The 15441-nt window shown below is 65.2% G+C and carries 16 protein-coding genes and 1 pseudogene; 16 read left to right on the plus strand and 1 reads right to left on the minus strand.

From position 1 onward, the window contains the following. The 16 genes from CWO89_RS28100 to CWO89_RS28175 form a co-directional block, all read left to right on the plus strand. On the plus strand, positions 1 to 759 hold a 759-nt coding region (locus CWO89_RS28100; RefSeq protein WP_130581843.1), incomplete at its 5' end, for a RelA/SpoT AH/RIS domain-containing protein. A 108-nt stretch (positions 760 to 867) separates the two neighbouring features. After that, a complete protein-coding gene (locus CWO89_RS28105; protein ID WP_130581844.1) occupies positions 868 to 1638 on the plus strand; it encodes a pyridoxine 5'-phosphate synthase in 771 nt (256 codons plus the stop codon). Further along, positions 1635 to 2054 (plus strand): holo-ACP synthase, encoded by a 420-nt coding sequence (acpS, locus tag CWO89_RS28110; protein ID WP_130581845.1) that lies wholly within the window; start codon positions 1635 to 1637, stop codon positions 2052 to 2054. The genes CWO89_RS28105 and acpS overlap by 4 nt, the downstream gene beginning before the upstream one ends. A 284-nt stretch (positions 2055 to 2338) precedes the next feature. Further along, positions 2339 to 3097 carry a signal peptidase I gene (gene lepB / locus CWO89_RS28115; protein ID WP_130581846.1) on the plus strand — a complete coding sequence of 253 codons (759 nt, stop codon included), beginning with the start codon at positions 2339 to 2341 and terminating at the stop codon, positions 3095 to 3097. Further along, positions 3094 to 3918 (plus strand): ribonuclease III, encoded by an 825-nt coding sequence (rnc, locus tag CWO89_RS28120; RefSeq protein WP_130581847.1) that lies wholly within the window; start codon positions 3094 to 3096, stop codon positions 3916 to 3918. The genes lepB and rnc overlap by 4 nt, the downstream gene beginning before the upstream one ends. Further along, positions 3908 to 4837 carry a GTPase Era gene (era, locus tag CWO89_RS28125; RefSeq protein ID WP_130581848.1) on the plus strand — a complete coding sequence of 310 codons (930 nt, stop codon included), beginning with the start codon at positions 3908 to 3910 and terminating at the stop codon, positions 4835 to 4837. Before rnc ends, era begins: the two co-directional genes overlap by 11 nt. A gap of 13 nt (positions 4838 to 4850) precedes the next feature. Continuing rightward, positions 4851 to 5231: a hypothetical protein gene (locus CWO89_RS28130; RefSeq protein WP_130581849.1), complete on the plus strand. Its 381-nt coding sequence runs from the start codon at positions 4851 to 4853 to the stop codon at positions 5229 to 5231. Between the two features lie 41 nt (positions 5232 to 5272). Further along, positions 5273 to 6028, plus strand: a complete 756-nt coding sequence (gene recO, locus CWO89_RS28135) for a DNA repair protein RecO (protein ID WP_130581850.1) — start codon at positions 5273 to 5275, stop codon at positions 6026 to 6028. A 132-nt stretch (positions 6029 to 6160) separates the two neighbouring features. Beyond that, the gene (locus tag CWO89_RS28140; RefSeq protein WP_130581851.1) at positions 6161 to 6742 is read left to right on the plus strand and encodes an aminotriazole resistance protein; all 582 of its coding nucleotides are present in this window, start codon (positions 6161 to 6163) and stop codon (positions 6740 to 6742) included. A 23-nt stretch (positions 6743 to 6765) separates the two neighbouring features. Beyond that, the gene (locus CWO89_RS28145) at positions 6766 to 8316 is read left to right on the plus strand and encodes an ABC transporter ATP-binding protein (RefSeq protein WP_130581852.1); all 1551 of its coding nucleotides are present in this window, start codon (positions 6766 to 6768) and stop codon (positions 8314 to 8316) included. Then, positions 8303 to 8986: an energy-coupling factor transporter transmembrane component T family protein gene (locus CWO89_RS28150; protein WP_165421376.1), complete on the plus strand. Its 684-nt coding sequence runs from the start codon at positions 8303 to 8305 to the stop codon at positions 8984 to 8986. Before CWO89_RS28145 ends, CWO89_RS28150 begins: the two co-directional genes overlap by 14 nt. Further along, the gene (locus CWO89_RS28155) at positions 8983 to 9612 is read left to right on the plus strand and encodes a phosphoribosyltransferase family protein (protein ID WP_130581854.1); all 630 of its coding nucleotides are present in this window, start codon (positions 8983 to 8985) and stop codon (positions 9610 to 9612) included. The genes CWO89_RS28150 and CWO89_RS28155 overlap by 4 nt, the downstream gene beginning before the upstream one ends. 77 nt (positions 9613 to 9689) lie before the next feature. Beyond that, the gene (parC, locus tag CWO89_RS28160; RefSeq protein ID WP_130581855.1) at positions 9690 to 11942 is read left to right on the plus strand and encodes a DNA topoisomerase IV subunit A; all 2253 of its coding nucleotides are present in this window, start codon (positions 9690 to 9692) and stop codon (positions 11940 to 11942) included. Between the two features lie 212 nt (positions 11943 to 12154). Then, complete coding sequence (locus CWO89_RS28165) at positions 12155 to 13084, plus strand: cation diffusion facilitator family transporter (protein WP_130581856.1); 930 nt, start codon at positions 12155 to 12157, stop codon at positions 13082 to 13084. Between the two features lie 54 nt (positions 13085 to 13138). Continuing rightward, a complete protein-coding gene (gene dmeF, locus CWO89_RS28170) occupies positions 13139 to 14098 on the plus strand; it encodes a CDF family Co(II)/Ni(II) efflux transporter DmeF (protein ID WP_130581857.1) in 960 nt (319 codons plus the stop codon). Positions 14099 to 14193: 95 nt separating this feature from the next. Next, positions 14194 to 15024 (plus strand): N-acyl homoserine lactonase family protein, encoded by an 831-nt coding sequence (locus CWO89_RS28175; protein WP_130581858.1) that lies wholly within the window; start codon positions 14194 to 14196, stop codon positions 15022 to 15024. A 21-nt stretch (positions 15025 to 15045) separates the two neighbouring features. Here the strand turns inward: CWO89_RS28175 and CWO89_RS28180 are convergent. Next, positions 15046 to 15441: pseudogene (locus CWO89_RS28180) on the minus strand (MFS transporter); the annotation flags it as partial.

Below are 15441 nucleotides of genomic sequence, written 5' to 3' on the forward strand. Positions count from 1 at the left end.
ATCCGGCGCGCCACCCGCGCCGCGGTGCGCGACCAATATGCCGGGCTCGGCCGTCGTATCATCGACCGCCTGTTCGCCCGCGCCAAGATCGAATACGCCGACGACAAGCTGAAAGGCGCATTGCCGCGGCTGGCGCGCACCTCGATCGAGGATGTCCTGGTTTCCGTCGGCCGTGGCGAACTGAAAGCCTCCGACGTCGCGCGCGCGATGTATCCGGATTACAAGGAAGAGCGGCTGGTGCGCTACGGCACCAGGAAGGCGCTTGCCGCCAAGGCGCAGACGCCGCCGCATCCGGCGCGCGCGGCTTCGGTGATCCCGGTGCGCGGCATCAATTCCGAATTGCCGGTCAAGTTCGCGCCGAACGGCGGCGCGGTGCCGGGCGACCGCATTGTCGGCATCGTGACGCCGGGCGAGGGGATCACGATCTATCCGATCCAGTCGCCGGCGCTGAAGGATTTCGAGGACGAGCCCGAGCGCTGGCTCGATGTGCGCTGGGACATCGACGAGACCATGCCGCAGCGCTTCCCGGCGCGCATCCTGGTCCACAACGTCAACGAGCCCGGCAGCCTCGCGCAGATCGCGACCGTGATCGCCGAGCATGACGGCAACATCGACAACATCCACATGTCGCGCCGCTCGCCTGACTTCACCGAGCTGACCATCGACCTCGAGGTCTATGACCTCAAGCATTTGAGCGCTATTCTCGCCCAGTTGCGCGCGAAGGCCGTGGTCGCACGGGTCGAGCGCGTCAATGGGTAGGTCATCGTCATTGCCGGGCTTGACCCGGCAATCCATCTTTTCAAGAAGATGGATGCGCGGGTCGAGCCCGCGCATGACGGTCTAGGTTTTCTGGCAGCGAGTTACATCATGCCCGTTCCGCCGCTCCGCCTTGGAGTCAATGTCGATCACGTCGCGACGCTGCGTAATGCGCGGGGCGGGGCGCGGCCCGATCCGGTGCGCGCGGCGCTCTTGGCCATCGAGGCCGGTGCCGACGGCATCACCGCGCATCTGCGCGAGGACCGGCGCCACATCCGCGATGAGGACATGGCGCGGCTGAAGGCGGAGATATCAAAGCCCCTCAATTTCGAGATGGCGGCGACCGACGACATGCTCCGGATTTCGCTCGCCACCAAGCCGCATGCGGTCTGCCTGGTGCCGGAACGGCGGCAGGAGCTTACCACCGAGGGCGGGCTGGACGTGGTCGGCCAGCATAATGCCCTGGCCCCGTTCATCGCGCGGCTGAGCGACGCCGGCATCCGGGTATCGCTGTTCATCGCCGCCGACCCCCGGCAGATCGAAATGGCGGCGAAGTTGAAGGCGCCGGTAATCGAGATCCACACCGGTGGCTGGTGTGATGCCGTGGTCGACGGCGACAGGGAAAAAGCGGAAGCCGAGTGGCGGCGCATCGTCGAAGGCGCCAAAATGGCGCAGGCGGCCGGGCTCGAGGTCCATGCCGGCCACGGGCTCGACTATGACACAGCCGAGACGATTTCGGCATTGCCCGAGATCAGGGAACTCAATATCGGCTACTTCATGATCGGCGAGGCGATCCTGGTCGGCTTGAAGGAGACCGTCCGCGCCATGCGCGAGGCGATGGACCGTGGCCGCAAGGCGATCGAGGGTGCGGGCGCGGCATGATCCTCGGCATCGGCTCCGACCTGATCGACATCACCCGGATCGCCAAGGTGATCGAGCGCCACGGCGACCGTTTCCTCGATCGCATCTTCACCGACGTCGAGCGCGCCAAGGCGCTGCGCCGCGCCAACAGCGAGAAGATGGTGGTCGCGACCTATGCCACGCGTTTCGCCGCCAAGGAGGCCTGTGCCAAGGCGCTCGGTACCGGGATCATGCGCGGCGTCTGGTGGCGCGATATGGGGGTGGAGAACCTGCCCGGGGGGCGCCCGACCATGCGGTTGACCGGCGGGGCACTGGAGCGGCTCAAGCAAATCACCCCTGATGGACTCGAGGCGCAGATCGACCTTTCGATCACCGACGACTGGCCGCTCGCGCAGGCCTTCGTCATAATTTCGGCGGTCGCACCGGCCAAACCTTGAGTCGGTGGACAGTGCGGCGCTCCGGAATCGGGTAAAACTAAAAAATCGTTGATTTTTCAATTGATTATGAAGTTTTAACGTGGCTCTTGATTGCGCGCCCCGTAACAACCGTCTAAAACGCCGCAGGGTAAACCGAGCCAGGGCAAATTCGGGTTCGCGCCGGGACTTGCTCTCTACACCAGACGTAGGAACATCTTCGTGACGCGAACGCGGAAAGCGCGATTCGCGTGAGGAGCGCGTTCTGCCACCGCGCAGTTAAGGCAGTTGCGGGAATTGGGAAAGCGATGAGCGTGACCACAGGGACGAAATCCGAAAGCGGCCTCGGCGAGACAGTCCGGGTCGTCATCCATGCGCTGATCATCGCGCTCGTGATCCGTACCTTCCTGTTCCAGCCCTTCAACATCCCGTCCGGCTCGATGAAGGCGACGCTGCTGGTCGGCGACTACCTGTTCGTGTCGAAATATTCCTACGGCTACAGCCACTACTCGATCCCGCTGTCGCCGCCCCTGTTCTCCGGCCGCATCTTCGGCTCGGAGCCGAACCGCGGCGACATCGTCGTCTTCCGCCTGCCGAAGGATGATTCGACCGACTACATCAAGCGCGTGATCGGGTTGCCCGGCGACCGCATCCAGATGAAGGAAGGGCTGCTCTACATCAACGACGTCCCGATCAAGCGCGAGCGGCTCAGCGACTTCATCGGCGAGGACCCCTGCGGATCCGAGGCGACCGCACGCGTCAAGCGCTGGAAGGAGACGCTGCCCAACGGCGTCAGCTATGAGACGCTGGATTGCGTCGACAATGGCTTCTACGACAACACCAATGTCTACACCGTGCCGGCCGGCCACTTCTTCATGATGGGAGACAATCGCGACAATTCGACCGACAGCCGCGTGCTGTCGGCGGTGGGCTACGTGCCCTTCGAGAACCTCGTCGGCCGCGCGCAGATGATCTTCTTCTCGATCGGCGAGGGGGAGCACGCCTGGATGTTCTGGCGTTGGCCGACCGCGGTGCGCTGGAATCGCCTATTCACCATCGTGCGATGAAAGACGATACGCCTGTCATCCAGAGTCTTCCGACTGCCGGCGAGCCGAGCGAGCAGCCCGACGCGGTCGGCACCGCTGCGCCGAAGAAGAAGCGCAGCAAGGCCAGCAAGGCGGTCGCCGAGAAGGAGGCGGTCGCTGCAACCGAGGCGCGTATCGGCTACAAGTTCTCGGATCCGGCGCTATTGATGACGGCGTTCACCCATGTTTCCGCGCTGAAGCCGGCCACCCGCCACCGCGCCGACAGCTACCAGCGGCTTGAGTTCCTCGGCGACCATGTGCTCGGATTGATCATCTCCGACATGCTCTATCGCGCCCATCCACGCGCGGACGAGGGCGAATTGTCGAAGCGTCTCGCCGATCTCGTGCGCAAGGAAAGCTGCGCCGACGTCGCAGAGCAACTCGGCCTGCTCGACGACATCAAGCTCGGCATGGTCAAGGCGGTCGAGGGGGCACGGTTGCGCAAATCCGTGCTGGGCGACGTCTGCGAGGCCGTGATCGGGGCGATCTTCCTCGACGGCGGCTACGAGGCCGCGGCGAAATTCGTCGAGCGGAACTGGATCGACCGGATGCGCAAGCTCCGCCGGCCGCTGCGCGATCCCAAGACCATGCTACAGGAATGGGCGCAGAGCAGGGGCCTGCCGACGCCCGTCTACCGCGAGGTCGAACGCACCGGGCCGCATCACGATCCGCAATTCCGCGTTGCCGTCGATCTGCCGGGCTTGGCGCCGGCCGAAGGCGTCGGCCCGAACAAGCGCGCGGCGGAGAAGGCGGCGGCGTCCGCAATGATCGCCCGCGAAGGCGCCGGCAGTCATGACGGCTGAGTCGAGGGCGGAGGCCGATCCGGCCGGGACGCGTTGCGGCTTCGTCGCCCTGATCGGGGCGCCGAACGTCGGCAAGTCGACGCTCGTCAACGCGGTGGTCGGCTCGAAGGTCACCATCGTCTCGCGCAAGGTGCAGACGACGCGCGCGCTGATCCGCGGCATCGTGATCGAGGGCAATGCGCAGATTATCCTGGTCGACACGCCCGGCATCTTTGCGCCGCGGCGGCGGCTGGACCGCGCCATGGTGTCGACTGCCTGGAGCGGGGCGCATGACGCCGACCTCGTCTGCGTGCTGCTCGATGCCAAGTCCGGCATCGATGCGGAAGCCGAGGCGATCTTCGCCAAGCTCGATAGCGTCGCCCATCCGAAGATCCTGGTGCTGAACAAGATCGACCTGGTGCCGCGCGAAAAACTGCTGGCGCTGGCGAAGACCGCCAATGACCGCCTGCGGTTCGAGAACACTTTCATGATCTCGGCGTTGTCAGGCGATGGTGTGGACGATCTGCGCAGGGCGCTGGCAAGCATGGTGGCCGCCGGGCCGTTCCTCTATCCCGAGGACCAGATGTCGGACGCGCCGATGCGGCACCTGGCGGCCGAGATCACGCGGGAGAAGATCTACCAAAAGCTCCACCAGGAGCTGCCGTACCAATCGACGGTGGAGACCGATAGCTGGACCGAGCGCAACGACAAGTCGATCCGCATCGAGCAGACGATCTTTGTCGAGCGCGAGAGCCAGCGCAAGATCGTGCTCGGCAAGGGCGGCGCCACGATCAAGTCGATCGGCGCGGAGGCGCGGAAGGAGATCGCCGAGATCACGGGCGTTCCCGTGCATCTGTTCCTGTTCGTCAAGGTGCGCGAAAATTGGGGCGACGATCCCGACCGCTACCGGGAAATGGGACTGGAGTTTCCCAAGGAATGATCGGGCTCTTCCGATGAAAGTACCCAGAAACGTGCTTCTGTTCGAGGTGCTGCTGTATCTGTCGCTGACGCTGGACGCGCTGTCGGTGGCGTTCCAGGACCGCACCCCGGGTGGCGAGATGACCGAGCAGATGATCACGGTCGTCACCTGGATGCAGGCCGGCCTGATCCTGCTGCTGGTCTACTTCGTCTATTTGGCGGCGCAGCACCGCAAGAACTGGCCGCGCTGGGTGCTGGCGGCGGTGCTATTGCTGTCGGTGATCTCGCTGTTGCAGGTGATCGGCAGCACCGGCATCCAGCTCGACAGCGGCGTCGAGGTGATCTCCTGTGCGCTGACGGCGGCGGGGCTCTATTTCTCCTTCACCGGCGACGCCCACGGCTGGTTCAACGCGTAGCCCGCGTGGCTTTGCCCACCCTACATGCTACTCTCCACCCCATGGAATGGACCGACGAGGGCATCGTGCTCGGGGTGCGGCGGCATGGCGAATCTTCCGCCATTGTCGAGCTCCTGACGCGCGAGCACGGCCGCCATCTCGGCCTGGTGCGCGGTGGGGCCAGCGCGCGGATGCGGCCGCTGCTGCAGCCCGGCAACAGCGTCACCGCGATGTGGCGGGCGCGGCTCGACGAGCATCTCGGCTATTACCAGCTCGACGGCACGCGGCTGCGCGCGGCGAACCTGCTCGCGTCATCGCATGCCGTTTATGGCGTCACCCATCTGGCTTCGCTGGCGCGGCTGTTGCCGGAACGCGATCCGCACCAGGACATCTACGAGATGCTGGAGCGGACGCTGGATGATTTCGAGGATGCCGGCGGTGCCGCTATCCATCTCATCCGCTTCGAGCTGGCGATGCTGGCCGAACTCGGCTTCGGGCTCGACCTCTCGAACTGCGCGGCGACCGGCGCGACCTCCGAACTGGTCTACGTCTCGCCGAAATCGGGCGGGGCGGTATCGCGCGCCGCCGGCGAACCCTGGCGCGACCGCCTGATGCGGCTGCCGCCCTTCCTGCGCGATGACGATGACGGCGCGGGCGCCTGCTCGGACCAGGACCTGCTCGACGGCTTTGCGCTCACCGGCCGCTTCCTCCTGCGCAACGTGCTCGAGCCGCGCGGGCAGGGGCATTCCGACGCCAGGGACGGCTTCATCAACGCGGTGGTGCGCCGTCGGGCCCGGATCGCGGTCACCCCGTCCTGACGGCAATGCGCGCCGAAATTGCCAACCTACACATGGTGGTTCTATTGCGTGCAACCCTCGGCCCGTTCCATGCCGCATGGCCCGAAACTTGCCTGAAGAATCTCAGGGCAAACTCATGACGGGGAGCATGCAATGAGTACGCAAATCACCTACAGCGAATCCGACTCGGTCGGTTTCTTTCCCATCGTCCTTGCGGTCGTCTGCGGCGTGGCGACGGGCGTGTTGTGGGCCTACGCCAATCCGATCCAGCTCGTGCCGGGCGTGATCCAGTGGCGCATCTTCGCGTTCCTGCCGCCCTTGATCGGGCTTCTGCTCGGGCCGAAGAGCGGGTTCATCTGCGGCTATATCGGCACCATCGTCTGGTCGCTGCTCGCCGGCACCTTCATTCCCGCGCATTCGCTTGTTGTCGACGGCATCATGGTCGGACTCACGGGCGCCGTGCCGCCGATGCTGGTCAATCTGCGCAAGACCAATTTCGACCTGTCGATGCCGGTGCTGCTCAAGATAGCGGTGATCTGCGCGGTGGTCGGCATCATCATGGTGGCGGCGGTGTCGGCGAGTCTGGCGGTGCTCGGCATTTTCCCGTTCTGGTATGCGATGCTCTATATCGGCCTGTCCGACATCGTGCCGATGGTGATCGGAACGCCGCTGCTGGTACGTCCCGGCGCAAGGCTGCTTGCCGGCATCAGCCGGGGCACGCTGCACCGGTTTTGACCGCCCTTCGGGAGCGCTACTTGATGCTTGATCTGCGTGGGGTGAGCGTCGGCTTTCGGGCCGACGCTCACGTGCTGTCCGATATCAACCTCTGTCTCGAAGCCGGCAGCACCACGATTGTGACGGGGGCGGGCGGTTCGGGAAAATCGACGCTGCTTGCGGTCGCGGCCGGTCTCATTCCGAAGCTGATCCGGCCTCACCACATGCAGGGCGCGGTATCGCTTGACGGCACCGATCTCGGGGCAATCGGCGGCAGCGACTTGTTTCGCCGCGTCGGCCTCGTGCTGCAATCGGTCGAGGACCAGGTCTGGGACCTTTCCGTCGAGGATCTGATCGCCTTTCCGCTGGAGAACCGCGGCGTGGCGCAGGCGGAGATCCGCACGCGCGTCGGCAGCGTGATCGAGCAGATGAATATCGGCCGGCTGATCGGGCGCACGGTGCGCACGCTCTCGGGCGGCGAACGACGGATTGCGGCGCTCGCCTCGGCGCTGGTCTGGCAGCCGGATGTACTGATCCTGGACGAGCCGACCAGCGGGCTCGATCCTGACGCGCGGCTGCGCATGATCGGAATCCTGCGCGAGCTTAAGAGAACGAAGCTGACGCTGTTGATCGCCGAGCAGGATCTCGCCTGGTTCGATGATGTGGCCGATCGCGTGGTGTTCCTGAAGGAGGGCGGCATCGTCGACGATCTGCCCTGGCAGGCGGCCGTGCGCGCTACCACGCCGTATGCGGTCGCCGGTATCGAGCCGCCCTTTGCGCCGCCGGTGCCTCGGGCTGTGGTGCAGCCGGCACAGTCGGACGCGGCGCTCTCGGTCAAGCAGCTTTCGAGTACGCTCCGCCGTCCGAACGGCGAGCCGGTGCTGCGGTCGATCGAGCTTTCGCTTGGAAAAGGCGAGGTGGCGGGGCTGATTGGCAGCAACGGCGCCGGCAAGACGACGCTGATGCGCACGCTGCTCGGCCTGCAGAAGGCGGCCGGCGGAGCGATCGAGATCGGCGGCCGCGATAGCGCCGGCTGGACCATCGCGCAGCGGGCGCGCGAGATCGGCTATGTCGCGCAGAACTTGCGGCGGATGTTCTTCCTGCTCTCGGTCGTGGAGGAGGTCGTGTTCTCGCTGTCCGGCGGCGATGCCGGCGCCAAGGCCGTGGCTGCGCATCGCGAGCGGGCGATCGAGCTTCTGAAGGGCGTCGGCCTCGCCGATCGCGCGGAGCTTTCGCCATTCGCGCTGTCGGCGCGCGAGCAATTGATGCTGGCGCTGGTCTGCATCGAGGCGACCGCACCGTCGGTCGTGATCCTGGATGAGCCGCTGATCGCCTGCGATAGCGTCTCGCGTGCCGGCGTGCTGGCCTTCCTCGACCGCTGCCGCACGCCGGGCTGTGCGGCGCTCCTGGTCTCGCACGACCTGCAGCTTGTCGACCGCGCCGCCGACCGCGTGCTGATCCTGGAGGATGGCCGGCTGGCCTTCGACGGGACGACCGTGGCGGCCTGGTCTTCGGACGTATTCGCGCGCCGCGGCTGGCCGCGCCCGGATCGCAATGCGGCGTCGATCGGAGGAGGCCACCGTGCATCGGCTTGATCGCATCAATCCGTTCGTCAAATTGCTGGTGGCGCTGGTGCTGTCATCGCTCGGCTGGGTCGCCGGCAGCGCGTTCGTTGCCGGCTTGCTCGCCGCGATCGTGCTGGCGGTCGTGATCGCCTGCCGGCTGCCGCAGACCAAAGGCTATCTGAAACTGATGGCGCTGGTCGGCGGCCTGGTGACACTGAGCTGGACCTTGAGCTTCGTCTGGAACGGGACGCCGCTCGCCGCTGCGATGGATGATGCGCTGCGCATGGCATTCCGCCTGATCGCGACCACCGGCAGTTTCTTCGTCGCGATCGAGACCACTTCGGCCGGCACGCTGCTCGCGGCCTGCAGCCGGCTGCGGTTGCCGGGTTCACTGACGCTGGTGCTGGTGCTCGTGATCGGCATGATCCCGCTGATGCGCGAGGAGTTTTACAGCATCGGCGAAACCCAGCGGGCGCGCGGCCTCGAGCTCGACCGCGGGCCGCTGCCGCGGCGCATCCTCTACGCGCTGGCGCGCGGCGTGCCGCTGATGGTGCAGACGTTCCGCATGGCCGAGACGATTGCGCTGGCGCTGTCGATCTACGGCTTCGACCCTAAGATGGCGCGCACGAGCTGGCGCGACATCGGCTGGCTCACCATCCAGACCGACTTTCCTCTGACAAACCGGGGCAGGACCACATGAGCGCACTCATACCCGCCACCTATACCGTCGATATCGGCGGCGAGCCGACGGAGCTGCCGCTCGTCGCCATCAACGAGCGTCTGGCGATTTCGCTGTTGATGGTGATCGACATGGGCGTCGGCTTCGGTGATCGGATCGGAAAGGCGCTGGCCGCGCGGCTGAAGGAGAAGGAGCCGGACATCGTGGTCGGCGCGGCGACGCTCGGCATTCCCGTCGCGATCGAAGTCTCGCGCCATCTCGGGCTCGACCAATATGTTATCGTGCAGAAGTCACCGAAGATTCATTTGGGCGACGCGCTGGTCGAATATGTGCAATCGGTGACCTCATCCGGCTCGCAGCGCCTTCTCCTCGACCGCCGGGCGATCCCGCTTCTGAAGGGCAGGCGGGTCGTCGTGGTCGATGACGTGGTGGCGACCGGCTCGAGCCTGGCTGCGACCTTGAAGCTGGTGCGGCAGGCCGGCGCCGAGGTCGTCGGTGTCGGTGTGATCCTGACCGAGGGGCACGAGTGGAAGAAGGCGCTGGGCGCGGATGCCGCTCTCGTGACCGGGCTCGGCCATATCCCGCAGTTCACCATCACAGACGGCCATGCCACGCCCGATCCCGCGACCCTGGCGGGCGCAGGCTGAAAAATCGGGCTTTTTCCGCAGGGTATGGTGCCGAATCGATTCTTGCCCGATTCGCCCGAAGCGGTTAACCCGTCGGCATGGGAAAAGCACTGATTCCGCCGGAACCGCCTGAGGTTCACGAGGTACCGCTGCGTGATGCGCTGGAAGAGCGCTATCTCGCTTACGCGCTCTCGACCATCATGCATCGCGCGCTGCCGGACGCCCGGGACGGGCTGAAGCCGGTGCATCGGCGTATCCTTTACGGGATGCGGCTGCTGCGGCTCGATCCGGGCTCGCCGTTCAAGAAATCGGCGAAGATCGTCGGCGACGTGATGGGCTCGTTCCATCCGCATGGCGACCAGGCGATCTACGACGCCATGGTGCGCCTCGCGCAGGATTTCTCCTCGCGCTACCCGCTGGTCGATGGCCAGGGCAATTTCGGCAATATCGACGGCGACAATCCGGCCGCTTACCGCTACACCGAAGCGCGCATGACCGATGTCGCGCGGCTGCTGCTCGAGGGCATCGACGAGGACGGCGTCGAGTTCCGCGCCAACTACGACGGCCAGTCGAAGGAGCCGGTGGTTCTGCCGGGCGGCTTCCCGAACCTGCTCGCCAATGGTTCGCAGGGCATCGCGGTGGGCATGGCGACCTCGATCCCGCCGCACAACGCCGCCGAGCTGTGCGACGCCGCGCTGCATCTGATCGAGAAGCCCGACGCCAAGTCGAAGGCCCTGTTGCGGTGGGTCAAGGGACCGGATTTCCCGACCGGCGGCATCATCATCGATTCCAAGGAAGCGATCACCGAGGCCTACACCACCGGCCGCGGCTCGTTCCGCACCCGCGCGCGCTGGAAACAGGAAGAGGGTGCGCGCGGCACCTGGGTGATCGTGATCACCGAAATCCCGTGGCTGGTGCAGAAGTCGCGCCTGGTTGAGAAGATCGCCGAGCTGCTTAACGAGAAGAAGCTGCCGCTGGTCGGCGACGTCAGGGACGAATCGGCCGAGGACATCCGTCTCGTGATCGAGCCGAAGTCACGCACGGTCGACCCTGAGCTGATGATGGAATCGCTGTTCCGGCTGACCGAGCTGGAAAGCAAGATTTCGCTGAACCTCAACGTGCTGGTCAAGGGCCGCATCCCCAAGGTGGTGGGCCTCGCCGAGTGCCTTCGCGAGTGGCTCGACCATCTGCGCGATGTGCTGGTGCGCCGCTCCAACTACCGCAAGGGCCAGATCGAGAACCGGCTCGAGATCCTCGGCGGCTACCTGATCGCCTATCTGAACATCGACAAGGTGATCAAGATCATCCGCACGGAGGACGAGCCGAAGCCGGTGCTGATGAAGACCTTCAAGCTCACCGAGATCCAGGCCGAAGCCATCCTCAACATGCGCCTGCGCTCTCTGCGCAAGCTGGAGGAGATCGAGATCCGGACCGAGGAGAAGGATCTCCGCAAGGAGCTGAAGGGCATCGAGTCGCTGCTCCGCTCCGAGACCGAGCAATGGGCCAAGGTCGGCGAGCAGGTGCGGAAAGTCCGCGACATGTTCGGGCCGAAGACGCCGCTCGGCAAGCGCCGTACCACGTTTGCGGATGCGCCCGAGCATGATCTCGCCGCGATCGAGGAAGCCTTCGTCGAGCGCGAGCCGGTCACCGTCGTGATCTCCGAGAAGGGCTGGGTGCGTACGCTCAAGGGGCATGTTGCCGATCTCTCGGGCCTTGCCTTCAAGACCGACGACAAGCTCGATCATGCCTTCTTTGCCGAGACCACGTCGAAGCTCCTGCTGTTCGCCACCAACGGAAAATTCTATTCGCTCGATGTGGCAAAACTGCCGGGCGGCCGCGGCCATGGCGAGCCGATCCGCATGTTCATCGACATGGAGCAGGATGCCGCGATCGTCTCGCTGTTCGTCAATAAGGGCGGCCGAAAATTCCTGGTCGCGAGCAGCGAAGGGCAGGGCTTCGTCGTCAACGAAGACGATTGCGTCGGCACTACCCGCAAGGGCAAGCAGGTGCTGAATGTCGATATGCCGAACGAGGCGCGCACGCTCGCAACCGTCGCGGGCGACACCGTCGCGGTCATCGGCACCAACCACAAGATGGTGCTGTTCCCGCTCGACCAGGTGCCGGAAATGGCCCGCGGCCGCGGCGTGCGGTTGCAGAAATACACCAGCGCCTCGCTGTCCGACGTCGCTGTGTTCGATTCCAAGGCGGGCCTGACCTGGAAGGACTCCGCCGGCCGCGAGCACGGCATGAGCATGAAGGAGCTCGCCGACTGGCGTGGCAACCGCGCCGACGCCGGCCGCCTCGCGCACGGCCTGCCGAAGTCGAACAAGTTCAACCGCGGGATCGAGTAGTGGCTGGCTGTTGTAGCCCGGATGGAGCGAAGCGCAATCCGGGGCCGGCCCATCCGCGTCGAGATAGTCCCGGATTACGCTTCGCTCCATCCGGGCTACGTTTTCTCGCTTCAACAATCGCCAGCGGTGGTTATGGGTCCCGGCTCAAGGCCGGAACGACAGCGAAATTGCTGTAATAGTATTCGTAAATCGGCGCGCTATAAATTCTTCCCATGGCGCATCATCATCACGATCACTCCCATGCGCACGATCTTGCCGGGCACAGCCATGCCGCGGATGATTTTGGCCGGGCGTTTGCCATTGGCGCATCGCTCAACACCGCCTTCGTGATCGCCGAGCTGGTGTTCGGCTATGCCGCCAATTCGCTGGCGCTGATCTCCGATGCCGTCCACAATCTTTCCGACGTGTTCTCGCTGCTGCTGGCATGGGGCGCGGCGTGGCTTGCGGGAAGGCGGCCGACGGAGACGCATACTTACGGCTATCGCCGCGCCTCGATCCTCGCCGCGCTGTTCAATGCCGGGCTCCTGCTGGTCGCGGTCGGCGGCATCGCGGTGGAGGCGGTCAACCGGCTGCGCGAGCCGGCCGAGGTGGCGGGCTGGACGGTGGTCTGGGTCGCGGCGCTCGGCATCCTCGTCAATGGCGGCACGGCGCTGCTGTTCATGCGCGGCCGGCACGGCGATCTCAACATCCGCGGCGCCTATCTCCATATGGCCGCCGATGCCAGCGTCTCGCTGGGCGTCGTCATCGCCGCGCTGCTGATCATGTCGACGGGATGGTTGTGGATCGACCCGGCGATCAGCCTCGTCATCGCGATCGTCGTGCTGGTCAGCGGCTGGGGTCTGATGCGCGATAGCGTCAACCTCGCGCTCGATGCGGTGCCGAGGGGCATCGAACTGGTCGAGGTGAGGGATTTTCTGCGCACGCTCGATGGCGTCTCGGAGGTGCACGATCTGCACATCTGGGCCATGAGCACCAACGAGACGGCGCTGACCGCCCATCTGGTGCGGCCGGGCGGACATGACGATGCGTTCCTGCACCGCGTCTGCACGGAGCTCTCGCACCGCTTCAAGATCCATCATGCGACGCTGCAGGTCGAGGCCGACGGCGCCGCCTGTAAACTCGCGCCCGAGGAACTAGTCTAACGGCCGTCCGTCGCAATCGCTATATTCGACGGGCGGACTATCTGGAGATGAACCATGCATTCGCATTCGATCGAACAGTGGACCCACGATCACGCGTTCCTGGGAGCGACGCACGCCCATAACGAACGGCGCACCTGGCTGGTGGTGGCGCTCACCACAGTCATGATGATCGGGGAGATCACGGCGGGGTGGTGGTCCGGCTCGATGGCGCTGCTCGCCGACGGCTGGCACATGGGAACGCATGCGGCGGCGCTGGGCATTGCCGGGCTGGCCTATCTGTTCGCACGGCGCCAGTTGGGCAACGCGCACTTCAGTTTCGGCACCGGCAAGTTCGGCGATCTCGCCGCCTTTGCCAGCGCGATCATCCTGGCGATGATCGCCGTGCAGGTCGCCTGGGAAAGCGTGGACCGGCTGCTGCACCCGGTGTCCATTGCGTATGGCGAGGCGATCTCGGTTGCGGTGCTCGGACTTGCCGTCAACCTCACCAGCGCCTGGCTGCTGCGAGACGACCACGACCATCATCACGGTCATGGCCATTCTCATGACCATGACGACCACCATCATCACCATCACGACAACAATCTTCGAGCGGCCTATGTCCACGTGATGGCGGATGCCGCAACCTCCATCCTCGCCATCGCGGCGCTGCTGGTTGCGATGTCCGCGGGGTGGGTGTGGGCCGATCCGGCAGTCGGGATCATCGGCAGCGCAGTGATCGCGAGCTGGGCCTATGGCCTGATCAAGGCGTCAGGGGCGATCCTGCTCGACGTCAGCGCCGACAAGAAGCTCGAGGCGGTCATTCGCGACCGGCTCGAGACCAAGGGCGACCGCGTCACCGATCTGCATCTGTGGCAGGTCGGTCCCGGCCATCACGCGGCGGTGATCTCGGTTGTCTCCGACCATCCGCTGCCGCCCGCGACCTACAAGCGCCGCCTCGGCGGCCTGCACGGTCTCAGCCATGTCACGATCGAGGTCGAGACGTGTCCGCATCACGAGCCGGCGCACGCCGCTTGAGAGATCAAAAGACCGTCAATGGCGACGATTGCCGCTGGCGATGACGTAATATTCCTTCCTCGAACGCTGGGGTCGATTGGTCGAGGGAGCAGAACGTGAAGACAACAATCGGTGTTGCGGTGGTGTTGCTGTCGGTTGCGGCGGCTGCGGGTTCTGCGCGGGCCCAATCGGAAAAGCCCGGCGTCGAGAAGCTTTACATCCTCAATTGCGGAGAGGGTGTTGCGGGCGACATCTCGCGCTGGTCGCCCGGTGTCAACGAAGGCAAGTCGATGGATTTCGTCGACAACTGCTATCTGATCAAGCACGCGCAAGGGTGGTTCCTGTGGGATACCGGTATTCCCGACGCGGTGGCGGGCATGCCCGACGGGCTCGTGCCGCCGGATCCGAAAGCGGTGACCTGGCGGCGTCCCAAGACGCTGGCCGCGCAGCTCGACCAGATCGGCGTGAAGCCGTCCGACATCAAGGCGATGGCGGTCTCGCATACCCATCCCGACCACATCGGCAATGTGGAGATGTTCCCGACCGCGATGCTCTATGTGCAGAAAGCCGAATATGATTGGCCCGGTGCCGACAACCAGCCGCGCTTCAAGGCGGAGCATCCGGTGACCAAGCTGGACGGCGACCGCGATGTGTTTGGTGACGGCAATGTGGTGATCCTGTCGACGCCCGGGCACACGCCGGGCCACCAGTCGCTGTTGGTGAAACTGCCGAAGACCGGGGCGGTCGTACTTTCGGGCGACGCCGTTCACTTCAGGGACAACTGGGATAACCGCCGGGTGCCGTCGATGAATGCCAGCAAGGAGCAGACGACGGCCTCGATGCAGAAGATCGCGGAGACGCTCACGAAAGAGAAGGCGCAACTCTGGATCAATCACGACAAGGCCCAGCGCGATAGCCTGAAGATGGCACCGGCGTTTTATGAGTGATGGAGCAGATGGAGTGGCTGCCTATTGTGGTGTCGGCTTGGTGTCGCGCAGCAGGAGCAGTGCGCCGAGCGCCGCGAGACTGAGCCCGGAGGAGACGATCAGGATGCCATTGCCCATGCGCTCGAGCAACAGCCCGAACAGCAACGGGGCCGCCGCCTGCGCCATCCGGGCCGGGGCGCCGATGATGCCGAGGCGGTAGGCGTAATTCTGCGCGCCGAAGATCGCGAGCGGGAGGGTGCCGCGCGAAATGGTCAGGATGCCGTTGCCGGCGCCGTGGCAAAGCGCGAAGACGCTTGCCGCGCCGCCGCCGGCGATCGCCACGATCGCGGCGCCAATCGGATGACCGAGACAGGCCAATTCGGTCGAAAGCAGCGGGTGGTAGCGGCTGAGCAGCCACGCCTCGATCGTGCGCGCGCC

This window comes from Bradyrhizobium sp. Leo170 (assembly GCF_004296405.1).
Lineage (GTDB): Bacteria > Pseudomonadota > Alphaproteobacteria > Rhizobiales > Xanthobacteraceae > Bradyrhizobium.